15 protein-coding genes are annotated in these 18,192 nt (G+C 67.9%); 10 read left to right on the forward strand and 5 right to left on the reverse strand.

Annotation, left to right across the window (positions count from 1 at the left end):
- Positions 1 to 156: 156 nt before the first annotated feature.
- A complete protein-coding gene (locus tag LZ199_RS05330) occupies positions 157 to 1,845 on the reverse strand; it encodes a hypothetical protein (RefSeq protein ID WP_253992558.1) in 1,689 nt (562 codons plus the stop codon).
- A 243-nt stretch (positions 1,846 to 2,088) separates the two neighbouring features.
- On the opposite strand from LZ199_RS05330, the gene LZ199_RS05335 reads away from it, so the two are divergent.
- Positions 2,089 to 3,198 carry a hypothetical protein gene (locus tag LZ199_RS05335; RefSeq protein ID WP_253992559.1) on the forward strand — a complete coding sequence of 370 codons (1,110 nt, stop codon included), beginning with the start codon at positions 2,089 to 2,091 and terminating at the stop codon, positions 3,196 to 3,198.
- A 69-nt stretch (positions 3,199 to 3,267) separates the two neighbouring features.
- On the opposite strand, the gene LZ199_RS05340 is transcribed toward LZ199_RS05335, so the two are convergent.
- Both LZ199_RS05340 and LZ199_RS05345 read right to left on the reverse strand, forming a co-directional pair.
- Entirely contained in the window at positions 3,268 to 3,705 is a 438-nt protein-coding gene (locus LZ199_RS05340; RefSeq protein ID WP_253992560.1) for a hypothetical protein, read from the reverse strand.
- A 10-nt stretch (positions 3,706 to 3,715) separates the two neighbouring features.
- Positions 3,716 to 4,210, reverse strand: a complete 495-nt coding sequence (locus LZ199_RS05345; RefSeq protein ID WP_253992561.1) for a hypothetical protein — start codon at positions 4,208 to 4,210, stop codon at positions 3,716 to 3,718.
- A gap of 170 nt (positions 4,211 to 4,380) precedes the next feature.
- On the opposite strand from LZ199_RS05345, the gene LZ199_RS05350 reads away from it, so the two are divergent.
- Positions 4,381 to 5,310, forward strand: a complete 930-nt coding sequence (locus tag LZ199_RS05350; protein ID WP_253992562.1) for a hypothetical protein — start codon at positions 4,381 to 4,383, stop codon at positions 5,308 to 5,310.
- A 67-nt stretch (positions 5,311 to 5,377) separates the two neighbouring features.
- Here the strand turns inward: LZ199_RS05350 and LZ199_RS05355 are convergent, their stop codons facing one another.
- Positions 5,378 to 6,112: a PaxA gene (locus tag LZ199_RS05355; protein WP_253992563.1), complete on the reverse strand. Its 735-nt coding sequence runs from the start codon at positions 6,110 to 6,112 to the stop codon at positions 5,378 to 5,380.
- A gap of 177 nt (positions 6,113 to 6,289) precedes the next feature.
- On the opposite strand from LZ199_RS05355, the gene LZ199_RS05360 reads away from it, so the two are divergent.
- The 3 genes from LZ199_RS05360 (at position 6,290) to LZ199_RS05370 (ending at position 12,012) form a co-directional block, all read left to right on the forward strand.
- Positions 6,290 to 7,258 (forward strand): hypothetical protein, encoded by a 969-nt coding sequence (locus tag LZ199_RS05360; protein WP_253992564.1) that lies wholly within the window; start codon positions 6,290 to 6,292, stop codon positions 7,256 to 7,258.
- A 29-nt stretch (positions 7,259 to 7,287) separates the two neighbouring features.
- Positions 7,288 to 10,083, forward strand: coding sequence for a TonB-dependent receptor (locus LZ199_RS05365; RefSeq protein ID WP_253992565.1), 2,796 nt, complete (start codon positions 7,288 to 7,290; stop codon positions 10,081 to 10,083).
- A 96-nt stretch (positions 10,084 to 10,179) separates the two neighbouring features.
- Positions 10,180 to 12,012 carry a bifunctional metallophosphatase/5'-nucleotidase gene (locus LZ199_RS05370; RefSeq protein ID WP_253992566.1) on the forward strand — a complete coding sequence of 611 codons (1,833 nt, stop codon included), beginning with the start codon at positions 10,180 to 10,182 and terminating at the stop codon, positions 12,010 to 12,012.
- Positions 12,013 to 12,097: 85 nt separating this feature from the next.
- On the opposite strand, the gene LZ199_RS05375 is transcribed toward LZ199_RS05370, so the two are convergent.
- Positions 12,098 to 12,955: a M28 family peptidase gene (locus LZ199_RS05375; protein WP_253992567.1), complete on the reverse strand. Its 858-nt coding sequence runs from the start codon at positions 12,953 to 12,955 to the stop codon at positions 12,098 to 12,100.
- A 77-nt stretch (positions 12,956 to 13,032) separates the two neighbouring features.
- Here LZ199_RS05375 and LZ199_RS05380 point away from each other — a divergent pair, with 77 nt between their 5' ends.
- From LZ199_RS05380 to LZ199_RS05405, 5 genes are all read left to right on the forward strand, one after another.
- Positions 13,033 to 13,686 (forward strand): TetR/AcrR family transcriptional regulator C-terminal domain-containing protein, encoded by a 654-nt coding sequence (locus LZ199_RS05380; RefSeq protein WP_253992568.1) that lies wholly within the window; start codon positions 13,033 to 13,035, stop codon positions 13,684 to 13,686.
- A 103-nt stretch (positions 13,687 to 13,789) separates the two neighbouring features.
- Positions 13,790 to 14,275: a hypothetical protein gene (locus tag LZ199_RS05385; RefSeq protein WP_253992569.1), complete on the forward strand. Its 486-nt coding sequence runs from the start codon at positions 13,790 to 13,792 to the stop codon at positions 14,273 to 14,275.
- Between the two features lie 363 nt (positions 14,276 to 14,638).
- The gene (locus LZ199_RS46645) at positions 14,639 to 15,997 is read left to right on the forward strand and encodes a M57 family metalloprotease (protein WP_323389245.1); all 1,359 of its coding nucleotides are present in this window, start codon (positions 14,639 to 14,641) and stop codon (positions 15,995 to 15,997) included.
- Positions 15,998 to 16,166: 169 nt separating this feature from the next.
- Entirely contained in the window at positions 16,167 to 17,240 is a 1,074-nt protein-coding gene (locus LZ199_RS05400) for a hypothetical protein (protein ID WP_253992570.1), read from the forward strand.
- Positions 17,237 to 18,175: a hypothetical protein gene (locus LZ199_RS05405; RefSeq protein WP_253992571.1), complete on the forward strand. Its 939-nt coding sequence runs from the start codon at positions 17,237 to 17,239 to the stop codon at positions 18,173 to 18,175. Before LZ199_RS05400 ends, LZ199_RS05405 begins: the two co-directional genes overlap by 4 nt.
- Positions 18,176 to 18,192 lie beyond the last annotated feature (17 nt).

The following is an 18,192-nucleotide window of genomic DNA, read 5'->3' on the forward strand; positions in this document are numbered from 1 at the left end:
GGCGAGCCGCGCATCCCGGCTGCGCCCCCAGCAGCGGCACGACGCGCGCCGGACCGAAGGAGGATGAACCGTACGGGCCCGGGCTACCGAGAAGTGCCGGCCCCGCCGCCCGAGAAGGCGACGGCGCCGGCCTCGTGGATGATGTGTCGACCCCGTTCAGAGGTGGTTCGGGCCGCAGGGCTCCTTGATGCAGCCAGGACCTCCGCTGCAATCCTCGACGCACCAGCCATGCTCGTCGGAGGAGCAGTAGCTGTCACCGCAGAAGCCGCAGTCCTGACCGCAGTTGCGGAACGTCTCGCGTCCAGCGCAGACGCCGTCACCACACCAACCGCAGTCGTCGGGACAGGTGTCCAGGGTCTCGATGGAGCTGCAGAAATAATCACCGCAGTAACCACAGTCCCCCGGGCACGACTGGACGTCCTCTCCGTAGCTGCAGATATCATCGCCGCATCGCACGCAGTCCATCGCGCAGGAGCTAGCGCTCTCCAGGCCCCCGCAGATGCCGTCGCCACAGGCGCCCTGGACCAGCGCGCCCTGTCGCTGGGAGACATCCGGGCGCACCCCGAAGGCCAGGTAGAAGAAGTTTCCCACGCGCTCACGCAGCGAGTCGACGGAGACATAGGCCCCACCGTAGCCATCGTAGCGCCAGAAGGCGCTGCGCGCCGGGGGAGTCGTCACGCTGGCGTCGCAGAAGAAGTTGTCCACATAGGCAGCCATCCCATAACTGCTCGCGGCGTTGCCATTGGCGCGGTGCCACCCCCCATAGCCTCGCGCGTGCATGTTCACGCTGCTGCTCAGCGTGAGGGAATACGTCTGCTCGACGGTGGAGGCGTAGGACACATCGAAGGGGCTGCCCAAAGTCTCATACCCGGCGATGACGCCCACGGACGTCGAGCCGTTCGCCCCGCTGTGGCTGCGCAGCGCGAAAAGCCCTTTCTCCGTGCTGTCGGTCAGCCCCTCGCTGACGCCATCCCAATCCGCGTCGAAGATGGACCGCGTGATTTTCAGCACGCCCTTGACGAGGTTGGACACGGCTTGTGGATCCAACGCGCTGTTGCTGGCCCAGTGGTTGGCCGACGCGCCCTTGTCGAACAGGCGCGTCGTCACGCCCGAAGGCGCGGCCCATTCCAACGTGGCGCCATCCGCGACCTGCCCCGAGGCGGCCTTGTTCCAGATACCACCCGTGTCCGCGCCGGCCGTCACGAGCGTGGAGTACAGCACGTCCGTGTAGAGCTTCGCGGTGCAGCCAGCGGCGCAGGCGACTCCAGCGGGCGTCCGGCAGTTCATCCGCGTCTTGAACTGGGTGAACATCTGCCCCAGATTGGTTCGCGTCTCCGTGGTGCTCCCGCTCTTGGAGTTGTAGATATCCCCCGCGTGCGCGGCCCCCGCGTAGGACATGGACCAATGGCCATCGGGGTCGGCCACATGGAAGGACGTGGAGGGGCTGTCGAACGTCGCCAGCACCTGACAGGTGCAGCCGACGGTCAGCGCACTCCGCGCTCGACTCGTGACGGAGGGAAGGGGCATTGCGGAAGCCTCCGCCAACAGCTCGGGAGCATGGCGCCGCGCATAGTCGACCAGCGACATGGGAGCAGGGGCGTCTAGGGAACGGACCGCCAGGGCTCCCACGCCGCCCGTGTCCAGGGACTCCCTGGACCAGCGCGCGGACAGGGCGAACAGCTCAGGCGAGACGAGGAGGCCCTCGCTTCCCTGGGCAGGGGGCACGGCCTCGTCCGTGAGCGTGGGGGAGACCTCCGGCGAGTCCTCTTCCACCCCGGAACACCCGCCAGACAGCAGACCCTGCATTCCCAGACACAAAACCACCCATCGCTTCCAGCGCATCATCAATCCCAGCTCCAGTGCATGATTCGAGGCCAGCCCGGACAAACAATCCAAAACCGAAATGCCGCGAACCCATATGCCTGAGTGGCAAGGGAATACGCAACTTCACCGCAGGCGCTCGGCCGCGTCTCCACGCCCCCCCTGGGGGCGAGCGTCAACGGACGGCCCTGCTCGTGAGGAACGAAAGCGAAGCCTTTTCGCGCTCCCCGTTCAGGGGTTGCAACCCTGACCCAGGAGTCCCCCGACATGACCCACCGGTCCCCCCTGCCCCTGCTGTCCTCCGCGCTCTGCGCCCTGCTCCTCGCCGCCTGCGGCGCACCGGCCTCCACCGAGGCCCCGGTCCCCCAGCCCGTCGAACAGGGCACCCTGCTGCATGAGCTGAAGCTGAGCGACACCCGCTCGGTGCGCTTCATCGAGTCCGAACCGGGCGAGGTCTTCGTCGCGGAATCGGGCCACATGGACATCGATGCCGTCCACCTCCGGGAGTCGATGCAGACGGAGAAGGTGGACAGCCTCCAGGGCAAGGAGCTGGCGGACGTCTACCTCTCCCTCGCGCCCGGCGCGAAGCGCTCCGACGTCCCCGCCGCGCTCGTACAGGCCCAGGGCCGCATCGCCATGGCCCGCATCATCCAGACCCGGCAGGCCGCCCAGGAATCGGTCCGCGCCGCCGCCGCCCCGCTGGAGGAAGGCCCCTCCCCCCGAGACGCCGAGCGGGGCCCCTCCGCCTCCAGCCTCAATGACACCTGGGATTGGGTGGGCGACAAGAACTGGTTCAAGACCAACTTCTGCGCCACCACGGCGACGCAGGGCCGCACCTGCCTCATGGATTACTGGTACGGCTCCTACAGCGGCGTGAAGGACAACACCGTGTACTTCCGCGCCGTGGGACTCGCCGCTGGCTTCGACTCCAGCGCGTACTTCTATACCCAGTACAAGTCCTGCAGCATCTGGCCGTGGGAGGGCTGCGAGTGGAAGGTCAACTACAGCACCACCCTCCAGGCTCGCCACTACATGATGGTCACCTGGGACACGGGGCCGCGCTCGCGCTGGGCCGGCATCGACCAGTCCAATGACCGCGTGTACCTGAGCGCCATCTGGAGCACGACGTCCTCCACGCCTCCGCCTCCGCAGGAGCCGTGCGCCGTCTACGCCCGCGCCCACGCCACCACTTGCTACAACATCGACGGCAGCATCTCCTCCATCTCCAACACGCTCTGTGGTGACGCCTGCGCGGGCTCGTACTCCACCGCATCCCAGTGGGCCACCCAGGCGCTCGGCACCCAGACGTGCCTGGGCGCCTACGCGGGCTGCTGCCAGTACTACGTCGACCAGAACTTCAATCGCTGCGGAGGCTGAAGCACCTTCATCACGGCCTGGACGGAGCGCACTCACACCGCCCAGGCGATGAGCCGCCCGCGCTCCGCGCTAGAGAGGGCGGAGCGAGGCGCGGTCGATATCGACGGAGTACTCTTCATCGCCCAGCAAGACTTCGCTGACCCGGAAGCGCTTGCCCTCGGGCGTGATGAGGAACCAGGTGACCTGGACAGCGGGGTCGTCAGCGGGAGGTGAGACGAGGACCTCTTCTCCGAGCTCTGCCGAAACCCGGGTGGCCACCTCCTCGGACGTGAGCCCGGAGCCTCCGCCGACGCGGGAGGCATCGACGTAGAGCGTGAGGTCCGTACGGAACCCCGCGGGCCGGAGGACCCTCTGAACAAGCACCGCCGCGAGGCAGGGGCTGTCGAGGTCGAAGCGCGTCACCTCGCCGGGAGGGAGACCGAGCACGCGGGAGAGGCTCTCCAGGAGGCGCTCCTCACTCACGACGCCATGGACGAGAAATCCCAGAACCTGACTTTCGGGCTGCATGTCTTTCCTCTCACCCTGCCTTGTGCGCCTTGAGGCCGGCCTTCCTATCAGCGTCGGGGATCTTCATCTTGTCCATGTACTCCCTGGCACGGGGGGTGTCCTTGAACTCGTTGTAGAGCCCCAGCGCCCTGAAGGCCCCGCGGTTCAGCTCGTGCACCCCCGCGCCTCGAATGGGGTACAGCGTGCCAGAGTGGTCACCATAGGTCCGACCGTTGAGGGTCCAGGTCATGACCCCGGACTCATTGCCCTTCTTGGCCTTGCCCTCGTTGATCTCCTTCACGTCCCGGCTGACATTGACGCGTGTCTCGAGGACGCTGTTCTTCTCCTTGGCGGTGCTGCCCTGGTCGACCTTGCGGATGAAGTGCCGGACGTTGGGCGCCTTCAGGGGCTTCGCCGGCATGTCTCCCGCCCACGCGGACGGCGCCACGAGCAGGACACCGAGCGCCAGGACCAGGGTGGCCAGGGTCAACGGGAAGGAGGGCCTCGAAGCGGCGGGACGGTGCATCGGCTTTCTCCTGCGAAGACGGGCTGTGACAGTGCGCGAAGAGCCTCGCCCAAGTCGCGAACCTTGGGGAGTGGGTCAACGAAACCTGGACGGGTGGAAGAGGCCCTGGCGCGGAAAGTCCGTCAGGCTCCTCCTGTCACGGAGACGAGCCTCCGTGATTGACTCCCGCCGTGCGCTTTGAACTCTATCGAGAAGTCGACCGGGGCGACCCAAAGGCAGACAACGGCATCCCTGTGGGCCCGGACGGCAAGCGCCACGGCCTGGGACGTCGGGACCACCACCCCGTCATCGAGCGGTGCGAGCTCGTGCCTCCCAAGGGCGTCGACCCGCTCGCCACCAAGCTGGTCTTCCTTCCGTACTTCCGCGAGACGAAGCCCGACACGACGCTGGGCGAGTTCTTCAAGGCCCAGGCAGCGGACGACTCCTCGCGGCTGCGAGAGCTGCTTCCCGCGAGCCTCGAGGGCTACCTTCGCCACCCCGAGGACACCCGGCAATCCCTCGACACCCTCATCGAGCCTCAATCCCGACCCACGAGCGTCCTCGTCGCGTGGAGCGGCGAGCAGCACTGGTACACCGACCAGGTCTTCTACCGGCTGGAGGGCATCGACGACTGGAAGCGCGGCGCGTGCACCGACGTGGTCGAAGGCTCGCTCCAGGATTTCCTCCGCTTCTCGCCGCTGGTCCAGCTGCGCTTGAGCGAAGGCCTCCCGCAACTCCAGCACCCGGAACGCACCCGCGTGTTCTCCGCGAGCAACCTCGTCCTGTCGCTCTCGAAGTCACCCGGCATGCCCAACACCCGGTCCTTCTCGCTCGAGTGCTTCGGAGACGGCGGCTTCCAGCGCAGGACCACGCTGGAGGGCGAGAAGACGGGCACCGACGTGCACCGACTCACCACCCTGCTTATCGCCGCCAGCAGTCTTGCACCCATCCCCCTGGCGCCGCTGCCGCCGCGGTTCATGCATGACGCTCAGACTGTGTCGGTCTCCTACCCCTCCCCCGCCAGGCGGGGCCTCCAGAGCGTCACGCTGGCGTCCGACACGCCTTCCGACGTCAAGGCCCTCATCGAGCGGATCGCCGCGGCCTACGACCTGGAGCTCTGAAGCCCGCACCGGGCAACGCCTCCAGCACCGCGAGGCCCCGCTGCGGGCTGGAGGGCGCCCTCTTCGCCTACTGGATGGTGATGGGGATGTTGTAGAGGAAGCACACGGGGACCTTCTGGGGCTTGTACTCCCAGCCCGCCTTGAGTCCCTGGATGATGTCCTCGTCCGCGCCCGGCACGGACTTCACCGGCGTCACTTCGTACACGCTGCCGCTGGTGGAGACGCAGACCTTGTAGATGCCCTGCAGCGTCTGGCCCCGGTGGGACTGCTTGAACACCTCGGACAGGCGCGGCGACGTCTGGCGCACCACGTCACGCTGGATGACGAAGGGCGGCACGTTCTTGGGCTTCACCGGCTCGGCAGGGCCCGTTCCCCCCACCGTCCCACCCACGACGCCCCCCACCACGCCTCCGACGACGCCACCGGCCACCCCGCCCGCCACGCCGCCTTCGACGCCACCCTCCTCCGCGGGCTCCGGCTCCGGCGTCGCGGGCTCGGGCTCCGGTTCCACGGGCTTCTCCACCTCCACGGGTTTGATCTCCACCGGCTGGCGGAGCTCCGTGCGGGGCTTCTTCTCCACCTGGCGCGGAGTCGTCCTGCTCGGTGCGGGCGGAGGCGGTGGAGGAGGCGGGGGCGGCGCCTTGACGAGGTTGAGCACCACCTCGATGGGCTGCTCCGCCTCGAGGGCGATGGGCTTCACCAGCAACATCAATACCGCCACGACGCCGACGTGGACGGCGATGGAGAAGGCGGCGAAGCCGAGGATTCGTGTGGAGGGAGGGTCGGTTTGCTGCGCGAACATGCCGAGTCAGCACATACCACAAGCCGGGAACGACCCCTCAGGATGTAATCGTGCTGTCCCAGCATAACGAGGGGCTGTCACGTGGACGCCACTCAACTGATACCTGAGGACCTGAGACTCGTGCTAGAGGGCCGCCACCTCGTCCCATCCCCAGAGGTTTTTTCCGTGCAGACAAAAATGAAGTGCGTACTCGGGCTCGCTGCAGCCCTGAGTGCGGTGGCGTGTGGTGAGTCGAACGAGGAGGTCGGTGACAAGTACCAGGGTGTCATCGATGCCACGAACCTCGACTCGAAGTTCAGGCCCGTGAGCGGCGTCTACCGGCCCGCGGCGGCCCGGGCGAAGGGCACCAGCGTGCCCTTCTACAACCTGGGTCAGGTCGCCACCGAGCGCAAGGACGACCGGGGCGTGCTCACCAACTCGGGCGTGCCCGTGGATGAGGCCGGACGGCCCTTCCTGCCGGCCAGCCGGGTGGTGGCCACGTCGTACGACTTCGCGGACGGCTGCAAGACGGGCAAGGCGGACTACGACTTCCGCACCGACAGCTTCCCGGAGACGGTGCAGTGGCCCGTCTTCGCCACGCTGCCCCTGACCGTCACCGGCAACACCACGCCCCCCGTGCTGCCCCTGTCGAAGGTGACGCGCTGGACGGGCACGGGCGCCCAGCAGTGCAACGCCATCAAGGACCTGGCCTCGCTCACCAAGGGCTCGTTCGGGGGCGCCGCCGAGGAGACGTCGACCCTGGCCCTGCGCGCCATCATCGACGTCTCCGCGCAGCTCAACCCGCTGCGCACCGGCTCCGAGTTCACCGCCCAGGGCGGCTGGTACCGCGGCCTGCAGTTGGCCTACCTGGACGGCGGCCCCGTGCAGGTGGATGAAACCGGCAATGTGGTGACCATGGACGGAGTCCTGGTGAGCCCGCCGACGGGCGCGCCCGCCACGGAGACGCCCGTGTACCTGTTCTCCGCCCTCCCCGGCGAGGAAGGCTGGTCGCCGGTGGTGCGCCTGCGCACCTTCACCGCGACGACGGCGAAGCCCGCCTCCAGCTACACCGGCCTGTGCGTTGACGCCTGCGCCGAGACCGAGCTGAACCTCACCACCGTCACCCGGTACGCCGGCGTGCTCTTCGTCGTGGGGAGCACCCTGTGAGCACCCCTCTTTCTCCCCAGAGCCCTTCCATGAAGACGACTCTCCTCCGGGGCAGCGCGCTGCTGCTGCTCGCGCTCGTCGCGGCGCTCCCCGTGTCCGCCCTCGCCGCCGGCCAGAACTACGGCCGCATGGCCGGCTACGTCTATGACCCGACGGGCGCGCCGCTCGCCGAGGTGCCCCTCACCGTGACGGGCCCCGCGCTGCTGCAGCCCCAGTCGCGCACCAGCGGCGAGGACGGCCGCTTCGAGTTCGACACCCTGCCTCCGGGCGAGGGCTACGTCCTGGAGGTCAACGTCCCGGGCTTCGCCCCCATCAAGAAGGGGGGCATCACCGTCCTGCTGGGCCAAGCCACGCAGGTGGACGTGAAGCTGGAGGTGTTCACCGAGCAGACGGCGGTGGCCACCTACGAAATCGTCGAGAAGGTCAACCCCATCATCAACCCGGACTCCGCGCAGATGGGCGCGGTGATGAACGCGGAGAAGGCGGCCACCTCGCCCGTCTTCACGCAGGTGCAGGCCATGCCCCAGCTCGTCGCGGGCGTGGGCAACGGCAACGCGCCCAGCCTGCGCGCCGGCCTGTCGCGCTACGGCAAGTTCTTCATCGACGGCATGGACACGTCCGACGTGGTGGACGGCAGCATCAGCTCGCCGATGAGCTTCTACGCGGTGGAGAACTTCGAGGTCATGACCGGCGGCCTGGACGCCCAGTACAACTCGCTGGGCCTCATCCAGAACGTCGTCAGCAAGAGCGGCTCCAACAAGTTCACCTACGACGTGACGATGATTCTCTCGCCGGCGTGGGCCAACGCGAAGTACCGGGGCGCGGCCAACCAGAACCCCAACGTGGCCAACTACACGCAGAACGAGGTGCCGCTGTCCGAGACGGCCTTCTACAGCCCGCTGGTGGGCGTGGGCGGCCCCATCATCAAGGACAAGCTGTGGTTCTACGTCTCCGGCCAGTGGAACTTCTCCAAGCGCGACACGCCGCTGGGTGAGGAGAGCCGCACGTCCGACACGCAGACGCGCCTGGCCCGCCTGAAGCTCACCTGGCAGCCCACGCCGAAGGACCGCCTGTCCCTGGCGTTCAACTACGACAACAACACCATCACCAACCAGGTCGGCACGACGTTCGTCACGCCGGAGGCGGAGACGCAGGTCGACCGCGGCGGTTTCTTCGCCATCGTCAACTACGACCGCAGCATCTCCGACAACGTCCTCTTCCAGCTCCAGACGGGCACCACCTACAAGGACATCTGGCAGGGGCCCATGGACGAGGACTCGCAGGAGATCGCCCACATCTACAACAGCATCACGTACCGGAACGCGGGCTCGCTGCGCAACGAGGTGGGCAACCTCGTGACGGAGAAGCGCATGCGCTACCAGTTCGACCCCACGCTGCTCTTCAAGCTCAAGAACCACCAGATGAAGGCGGGTCTGCAGTTCAGCTACCTGAGCGGCAACAAGACGGCGCAGGTGATTGGCAACCAGCGCTTCAATGACCGCAACGGCGAGTGCAACCCCGAGGACCCGGCGACCTTCGCGTTCTGCAACGAGCGCCTGGACTTCTACAACACCGACGGCGTGCAGGCCCCGCTGACCACGGAGGCCGGCACCCTCATCTCCAGCGCCTTCCTCCAGGACCGCTGGAACGTCAACCGCCACCTCACGCTGGTCGCGGGTCTCCGCGCGGACGTGGGCCGCCTGTACGGCGACGACAACCTGTTCATCACCAACCTGGTGGGCGTGGGCCCGCGTCTGTCCGCCACGTACGACATGTTCGGCACCCGCACCACCCTCATCAAGGCGCACTACGGCCGCTCCAATGAAGTGGGCGACGTCTTCATCGCGCAGCACGCCAACCCGGAGCTGACCACGGTGCGGTCCACCTTCGCCGGTGGCGCCTTCGCGGACTGTGGACCCGACACCACGGGCAACCCCCAGTGCAGCGTGTCGGGTGGGGCCTCCGGCCGCTACTTCGACAAGACGAGCCACACGCCGCCGCACGTGGACGAGCTCGCGCTCGGCCTGCACCACGCCATCACCGAGGGCTCCGTCATCGGCCTGGACCTCACCTACCGCAAGTACTCCAACATGTGGGTAGACGAGGAGATGAACCGCATCTGGGACCCGTCCGGTCAGCGGGTGGTCGGCTACGTGGATGGCGTGAATCACACCATCGTGAAGATCCACAACCCGGATGACGCCTGGCGCGACTACAAGGGCATGGACCTGTGGGCGCAGGGCAAGACGGGCCCGTGGGACCTGCTCGCCAGCTACACCCTGGCGTACAGCAACGGCACGGTGGGTGACTACTTCGACGGCTACGGCGTGAATCCGCGCTTCAAGCGCTTCTTCGAGGGCCCGTCGCCGGAGGACATCCGCCACACCCTCAAGGGCGCCATCGGGTACACCACCCAGTTCGGCCTCGATTTCGGCGTGCGGTTCAACTACCGCACCGGCGCGCCCATGTGGATGTTCACCGAGGGCACCGTGGACCGGCAGCGCATCGCTCGTTCGGACCGCGGCACCGGCCACGCTGCCAACACCAACACCGGCCTGCCGGACTTCAACGACCCGTCGGCCGTCTCCGAGCTGCGCCAGCCGAGCCAGTTCCTGTTCGATGTCCAGGCCCGGTATGACCTGAACCGCATCGTGAAGACGAAGGAGACCAAGATGGAGCTCACGCTCATCATGTTCAACGTGCTGAACAACAGCGACGTCACCTTCGTGCAGGAGCAGTACCGCCCCACGAACAACCGCTTCGGCACGGCGACCAGCCGCCGCAGCCCGATGCAGGCCGAGCTGCTGCTGCGCGTGCGCAACTAGCCACACCCACGCACGTGGGGGCCCTCGCTTCCGGAAGTCTGACGGACGGAAGCGAGGGCCCTTGAATCTGGCGGGGTCGACGTTCTAGACGGGCATGTGCCTTCCGCCCTCCGTCCCTTCCGCCTCGGGCTGCTGTCCGCCCTCCTCGCCGCCTGCGCCTCCCCTCCTCCGCCCGTGCCGGAGGCCGCCGCCGTGGCGCCCCCGCCCGCGAGCGAGGCGAAGGCCGCGCCGGAGCCCCTGCGCATCTCCATGGTGGGGACCAACGACCTGCACGGCTGGGTGATGCCCTCCAAGGCCACGCTGCCGGATGGCACCAGCGTGGAGCAGGGCGGGCTGGCGACGCTCGCGGGCTACCTGTCCATCCTGCGCGCGGAGAACCCGGACGGCGTGCTGCTGCTGGATGGAGGAGACCTCTTCCAGGGCACGCTCGCCTCCAACCTCACCGAGGGCGAGGTGGTCATCGGCGCGATGAACGCGCTCAAGTATGACGCCTCGGCGCTCGGCAACCACGAGTTCGACTACGGGCCCGTGGGGCCGCGCTCGGTGGCGCTCGAAGGAGATGACCCGTTCGGCGCGCTCAAGGCGCGAATCCAGCAGGCGCGCTTCCCGGTGCTCGGGTTCAACGTCACCGACAGCCAGACGGGCGTGGCTCCCACCTGGCTGGGCAACGAGGGCACGCTGCTGGTGGAGCGGCGCGGGGTGCGCATCGGCATCCTCGGGCTGGCCACGCCTCACACGCCGCAGGTGACGAATCCGGTGAATGTGGCGAGCCTGCGCTTCGCGCCCCTGGAAGAGTCGGCGCTCGCGGCGGCGAAGTCCCTGCGCGCGCGCGGGGCCGAGGTGGTGGTCGCGGTGGCGCACGCGGGCGCGGTGTGCAAGCGCGGGGACAACCCTCGCGACGCGTCGTCCTGCGACCGGGGGGACAGCGAGATTGTCGAGCTGCTGGAGACGCTGCCGGAGGGGACGCTGGACGCGGTGGTGGCCGGGCACACGCACCAGCCCGTGGGCCACTTCATCAAGGGCACGCCGGTCATCGAGACGTCGGGGCGGGGCCGCGCGTTCGGGCTGGTGGAAATCTTCGTGGACCCGGTGACGCGCAAGGTGCTCCCCGAGCGGACGCTGCTGCAGGGCTCCATCCCGGTGTGCGCGCGCATGGACGCGACGCTGGGCACGTGTGACGAGCGGAAGCTGAAGGCGGCGAAGGGCCTCCAACTCGTCCCCGCGACGTTCCGTGGGAGCGCGGTGGTGGCCGACGCGACGCTGGAGGCACAGCTCACCGAGGCGTTCGCCCGCGTGGAAGTGGAGCAGAAGCGCTCGCTGGGTGTGCGAGTGCCGGCGGCGCTCACGCGCAACTACGACGCGGAGAGCGCGCTTGGAAACGTGCTGGCGGATGCGCTGCGCGCGGTCTCCATGACGGACGTGGCCCTGCTCAACAGCGGCGGCCTGCGCGCGGACCTGCCGGCGGGTGACCTCACCTACGGCGCGGTCTACGAGGTGCTTCCCTTCGACAACACCCTCGCCGTCCTCACCCTGTCGACGGCGGAGCTGAAGCGGCTGCTGGAGGCGGGCTATGGACGCAAGGGCACCATCCAGGTATCGGGGCTGAAGGTGAAGGTCGAGCAGTGCAACGGCGTGCCCCGGCTCGCCTCCGTCACCCTGCCGAACGGCAAGCCGCTTCCGGCCAGCAAGCGCTTCCGCGTGGCCATGCCGGACTTCCTGGCGCGCGGGGGTGGCGGACTGGAGGACGTGCTCAAGACACTGCCGCCCGCGAGCATCGACCTGGGTGAGAAGCAGGCGCTGACCTTGCGCGACGCGCTCGTCGAGCACTGGAAGACGCAGAAGAAGCCGCTGGTGGCACCGGCACCCGGCCGCCTCCAGCACGTCACCGCGACGGCCGGCTGCCCCGCGGAGTCCCCCGGGAAGCCCTGAGCGAGCGGAGGGAAAGCCCTGCGGTCTCGACGCCAACCGCGCCTGACCTTGAAGGCCATCGGCGGTCCGCCGTGCGGCGCGTGCGTCAGGCAGCTTCCCGGGAGACCACCGCGCTGAGCAGCGTGGCCACCTCCTGCATGAACACGTAGTCGAGCGTGTCTGGCGTATCGGTCGAGCAGTGGTAGTGCGGGTTGCGGAAGTTGGCGGTGTCCGTCCAGAGCACCGCCGGCTTCCCGGCCGTCCAGAACGGGAAGTGGTCACTGCGCCGCAGGTCCGGCAGGAGGACGTGGAGCGGCCCCCACGTCTTCGCCGTCAGCAACCGCAACCCGGGCGACTCCGCTGACTGGATGGCGCGGTCCATGACGGCATTGGAGCGCCCCTTCCCCACCAGCCCGAGGAAGTCGGGAGTCCTGAGGCTCTGGGGCACCCACGGAAACGGCAGGTCCTGAACCGGGCCCGAGCGCTTGCGGAAGCCGACCATCTCCAGCACGTGCGCCATGCGCAGTGCGCAGGGAAGCGCGGGCAGCCCATGGGCCACGAAGTCACGGCTGCCCAACAGGCCATCCTCCTCCGCGTTGAACGCGATGAAGCCCACCAGCGGGCCGTCATCCGATTGCGCGAGGACACGCGCGCACTCCAGCATCACCGCCAGGCCGCTCGCGTTGTCATCGGCGCCGGGGCAGTCCGGCACGCTGTCGTAGTGGGCGGCCACGAACGTCACCGGCCTGCCCTCCGCGTGTCGCGGCAGCGCGACGACGTTTCGATATCGACCCTGGAGCCGCACCGACAGGCCGTAGCGCTCGAACGCCGCTCCGAGTTCATCACGCACCCAGACATTGTTCCGGGCATTCGCCACGTTGTGCCGGGGGACCGCGAGGTGCTCGACCCACCGGCGCAGGCGCCCCTCTTCCGGCATCGCCGCCCCACGGGGCAACGGAATCACTTCCTCGACTGCTCGCTCTTGAATCCACATGGTTGACTTACAACGTAAGCTTATGACGTAAGTCTGTCAAGGCGACCATGAAACAGGCCAACAAACGCGAACCCCTTTCGAGAGAGCGCATCCTGCGGGCGGCCCTGGGCATCGTTGACCGTGAAGGGCTGGAGGCCATCTCCATGCGGCGTGTGGGGCAGGAGGTGGGTGTCGAGGCGATGTCCCTCTACAACCACGTCGCCAACAAGGCGGCCATCCTGGATGGCCTGTTCGAAATCGTCCTCGCGGAGATGCCCCCGGCGAAGAAGGCGGCGTCCTGGCAGAGCGCCCTGCGCGACAACGCCCGGGCCTTGAGGCTCGTGCTCCGCGCCCATCCGAACACGCTGCCCCTCTTCGCGACGCGCCCCGCTGTCACGCCCGCGTCCATCGTCCACGTCGAAGCGGCGCTCGACCTGCTCCGCAACGCGGGGTTCAGTGCCGATGAGGCTCTCTGTACCTTGCAGGTGATGGTGGCCTTCGTCGTCGGCCACACCATCGCGGGCTACTCGCCGACCCGGCCCGAGGAGCAGTCCCTGCCCGCCTACGAGCAGCTCAGCGAGCAGGACTTCCCTCGCGTCCACGAGCTGGTGGCCGTCCTGGCACGCCACGACATCGAGAAGGAATTCGAGTTCGGACTCGAGGCCATGCTCGCCGGACTCGAGGCGCGGCTCACGCGGCGCAAGCCTTCCCGAAAGGAATGAGCCAGGGCCTGTCCGAATCAGGGCGGGGTTCGCCCTATATGCCCTCTACCGTGCGCTTCAGTGGGTCCGAGCCGGGCCCTCGAATCCTGAACGGAGCGACGGCATGCGGGCACAGGGACAGCACGACGGGGCGCGGGACTTCGACTTCCTCATGGGGACCTGGCGGGTCCACAACCGTCGGCTCAAGGAGCGCCTGAAGGGGTGCACGGAGTGGCTGCCGTTCGAGGCCACCGCCGAAGAGCATCCCTTGCCGGGCGGGCTCGGCAATCAGGAGACCTTTCGCAGCGAGTTCTGGCCTGGGTTCGTGGGCCTGGCGCTCCGCGTCTACAACCCGGCGACGAAGCAGTGGTCCATCTCCTGGGTGGACAATCGCAACCACACCATCGACCCGCCTGTGCTGGGTGGCTTCGCGGGCGACGTGGGCCTGTTCGAAACGAATGACACCTTCGAGGGCCGTGCCATCCGCGTGCGCTTCACGTGGACGAAGCTGGGCCAGGACACCGCGCGTTGGGAGCAGGCGTTCTCACCCGACGAAGGCCAGAGCTGGGAGACCAACTGGGTGATGGAGTTCACGCGCACGAAGGAATGAACGTCCCGTCCGGCGCCGTGTCCTTCCGCGGTCCTGGCGCCCCTGCCTCGCGACCGTGGGCCTGGGCTGCGCACCTGGCGCTGGTGCCGTCTCGCGCTGGCAGACCGTCTCCGACAGCAGATTCTCGAAGGTTCAGCAACGCCGCGATGACCGCTCCCGCGCCCTCGCGCCGGACCTGCTCTCTGTCCGATGACCCGCGCCAGGACGGAGAGGCTTTCGCCTCGTCCATCCAGTCCTCAACAGTTAATCATATTTTTACGCTATTTCATGTCTTGAACAGGGAAATGCTCGGTAGGCCGTCGCGCTGTCTCGGCTGGCCGCCAGGCGGACGGCGCATCCTCGCTGTCAGCGAAACGAGCCCCCATGTTCAAGAAGGCAGCAGTCTTCGCGGTGACCTGTGGCGCCTTGTTGGTCGGCTGCGGTACGGACCCGCAGGCCGAGAACGAGGAGATCATCTCCAACCTGCTGGAGGCCGGCTTCCCCGCCGATGACATCCTCATCGCCGACGACGCCGTGTACGTGGGCCGCGACGCGCACGTCACACTCGAGGCGTCCCGGGAGATGCTCCAGGCCACCTCGGAGAGCCCCGAGCAGTACCGCACGACCAACCTCGTCGGAACGGGCGTGACGAAGATCTGCGTCAACTCCACCGCCGCGTTCGACAGCTATCCCCTGCTGAGCCAGGGGCTCGACCTGGCCATCGCCAACTACAATGAGCGTGGCCTCCGCATCACCTTCGCGCGCGGCCCGGCCACTGGCTGTACCGCGAACATCACCGCGCAGACGACGACGGGCACCGGCGGCTCCGCGGGCTTCCCCTCAGGCGGCCTGCCCTACGGCATCATCAACATCGGCACCGGACTGAACAACTACAGCGCTGACGTGAACGAGCACGTCATCACCCACGAGCTGGGCCACGCGGTCGGCTTCCGCCACTCCGACTACTACAATCGCAGCATCAGCTGCGGTGTCGGCGGCGACGAGGGCGAGGCGGGCGTGGGCGCCATCCACATCCCGGGGACGCCGACCACGGCCGTCGAGGGCGGGTCCGTCATGAACTCGTGCTTCCGCTCCACCGAGACTGGCGAGTGGACCAGCTCCGACAACACCGCGCTGGACTACCTCTACGGCGGCACGGTGCAGAGCTGCGCGAGCATCAGCTTCACGTCCTATCGCGGGCAGAACGGGACGCAGATTCGCTGCAGCTGCCCGGCGACGAGCGGGGGAACGGTGTGGGGCACGGACCTCTATACCGATGACTCGAACGTCTGCGCGGCGGCGGTGCACGCGGGCGCGATTCCCGCCACCGGAGGCACGGTGGTCGCCACCATCCAGCCGGGACAGGGCAGCTACACGGGCACCACCCGTAATGGCATCACCACGCTCTCCTACGGCTCCTGGGCGGGGAGCTTCTCGTTCCAGGTCCCTCCCGCGCAGGCGTGCTCCAGCGTCAGCTTCACGTCCTATCGCGGGCAGAACGGGACGCAGATTCGCTGCAGCTGTCCGGCGACGAGCGGGGGAACGGTGTGGGGCACGGACCTCTATACCGATGACTCGAACGCCTGCGCGGCCGCGGTGCATGCGGGTGCGATTCCCGCCACCGGAGGCACGGTGGTCGTCACCATCCAGCCGGGACAGAGCAGCTACACGGGCACCACCCGCAATGGCATCACCACGCTCTCCTACGGCTCCTGGGCGGGGAGCTTCTCCGTCAGCCGGTAGTCGCCACGTCGGAGATTCGCAGTCGAGGCGCGGGACGGTGGTGGAAACGCCATCGGACCGCGTCTCGGACATGCCCCTCCGGGGCAGCAGCTCCCGGGGGGCGTGCGGACGCTTCAAGACAAACCAAACCAACAGCCGGAGGTACACACCCATGACAAGGGAGCGCCGCATGACCCCATGGAAACACTCGAAGCCGCTGACACTCGGAATGCTGATGGCGGTCTTCGCCCTCGACGCGCATGCGCAGACGAGCAACGCCATCATCGTCGAGAGCGTCAACGACTACGGCCCCGGCGACCAGCTGGGCAACTCCATCGCCAATGGCGACGGCTTCATGCAGAACATGGTCTTCGCGGGGAGCAGGTGGGCCACGGGCGCGCGCTACACCAACTCCGCCGTCTACGACACGGACTTCGTGGACTTCGCGCGGAACTCACTGGGAGCAGACCAGACCTACTTTGACCGCGCGGGTCGGGCGGTCGCCTTCTTCACGGGCCATGGAATCACCCACCATGGCTGTTCGACGGTCTCCTGCTCGACGACAGCCACCTGCAACCAACCCGGCACCGCGACAGGAGGTGGCGTTGCCCGCATGCCCGGCACCTGCCGCTTCAGCCCTTTCGATGCGCCGCGCTGCTGCTACATGGTGGACCGTCAGGCCGTGACTCACAGCACGGGGGACCGCTTCGGCGGGCTCATCAACTACACGCAGGGACCCGTCCGGTTCGGAGAGAGCCCCCAGTCGGGCGCCTGGGCAGGCGCCGGCACGGATGGTGGCGCCAACCTGGTGGTGCTCGACATCAGCCACGGCATCCTCCCTCCGTTCTGGGCGCACACGTTCGTGAACGCCAGCGCGGGCGTGCAGCTCATCGCCACCATGATGACCGCCGGCGGTGACACCGCCAACGTGCCGGACCGCGGCGCGACCTTCGCGATGTTCTACCGGGCCAACGAGAACAACCGCGTGTCTGAATCCTGGGTGCAGACGATGAACTCGCTGCCAGCGAACGAGGGCGGCGGCTGCCCGGGAGGAGGCGGGGGCCATGGCTTCAACGGCTGTGGCTGCAACATCGTCATCGGCATGGACAACTCCGCCGCGCGCGCCGCGGGCTCCATGGCCGAGGGATGGGTCCAACTGGCGAATGACTCCAACGACGCCTTGGGCAACCAGTTCTACTCGGCGCGATGGGTTTGCAACTACCCGCTGCCCGCCACCAACCAGAACGCCTGGGAGCTGCCATGATGACGGTTCGCGAACTTTCCCTGAGGCTCGGCGCGTGCCTCTCGTTGCTGTGCACCGGCCCCGCGCTCGCCCAGCCTCCGGCCCCAGGACTCATCGCCACGGACAAGGGAGGCGCGGTCGGCTACCAACACTCGATGGAGCGCTCCCGCTTCCTGTCCGGCCCGCCTGGAGTCGCGCTGCGTCGCCTGGATGAACATGGCTTCGCGAAGGTGGTGGGCCCCGAGGGCGTCTTCGCCACCCATCTGGGCAATGGTCTGGTCATCGCCACGCCGAGCAACGGCCTGTCCAAGGAGGCCGTGGGTGTCCTGGCGCCCCCTCCCGACCTCCGCTACACGCTGGGGCCGGACAAGCACAATGCCCAGGTCATCGAGTACTTCCGCGCGGCGGGAGTCCCTGGTGACCAGATTGGGGGCGTGCACGCCAACACATACCTGTCATCGCGCGGGACGACGAGTGAGGCGCGACCGGCGCAGCCCCAGGTCGACGGCCATGCCTCCATCCTCGAACGGACCGTCGGCAAGTTCTCCGTGGTGGACTCAGTCGCCTGGGCACGGCTGAGCAATAACGGCAGGGTGGTCAGCGAGTGGGTCTACTGGCCCGCCATTCCCGCCAAGGTCCTGGAGGAAGCCAGGCGGCTCGAGGCGCTGGTCTCGAGCGGCGACAAGAGCGGCTTCCTGGCGCGCCTGCCCTCCGGACTGCCCGCTGGGAAGGTCGTCATCCGCCATTCCTCCGCGGTGGTGGAGGGCGGCTTCGAAGCGTTCGCGAGCTATGACGTCGCGGAGAAGGTGCTGCTTCCCTCAGCCATCGCCGGGAGCGGCCCGGGCGCATCGCGGCCACCCGCGAGCATGATTGTCCGGCACTTCGACGTCGATGGCGTCGAGCGTCGACTGCCTCAGGAGCGGCGCTCCGTGGGTCAGGACTCGCCGCGACAGTAGGGCCCGCCCCGAGCGCC

This window comes from Myxococcus qinghaiensis (assembly GCF_024198215.1).
GTDB lineage: Bacteria > Myxococcota > Myxococcia > Myxococcales > Myxococcaceae > Myxococcus > Myxococcus qinghaiensis.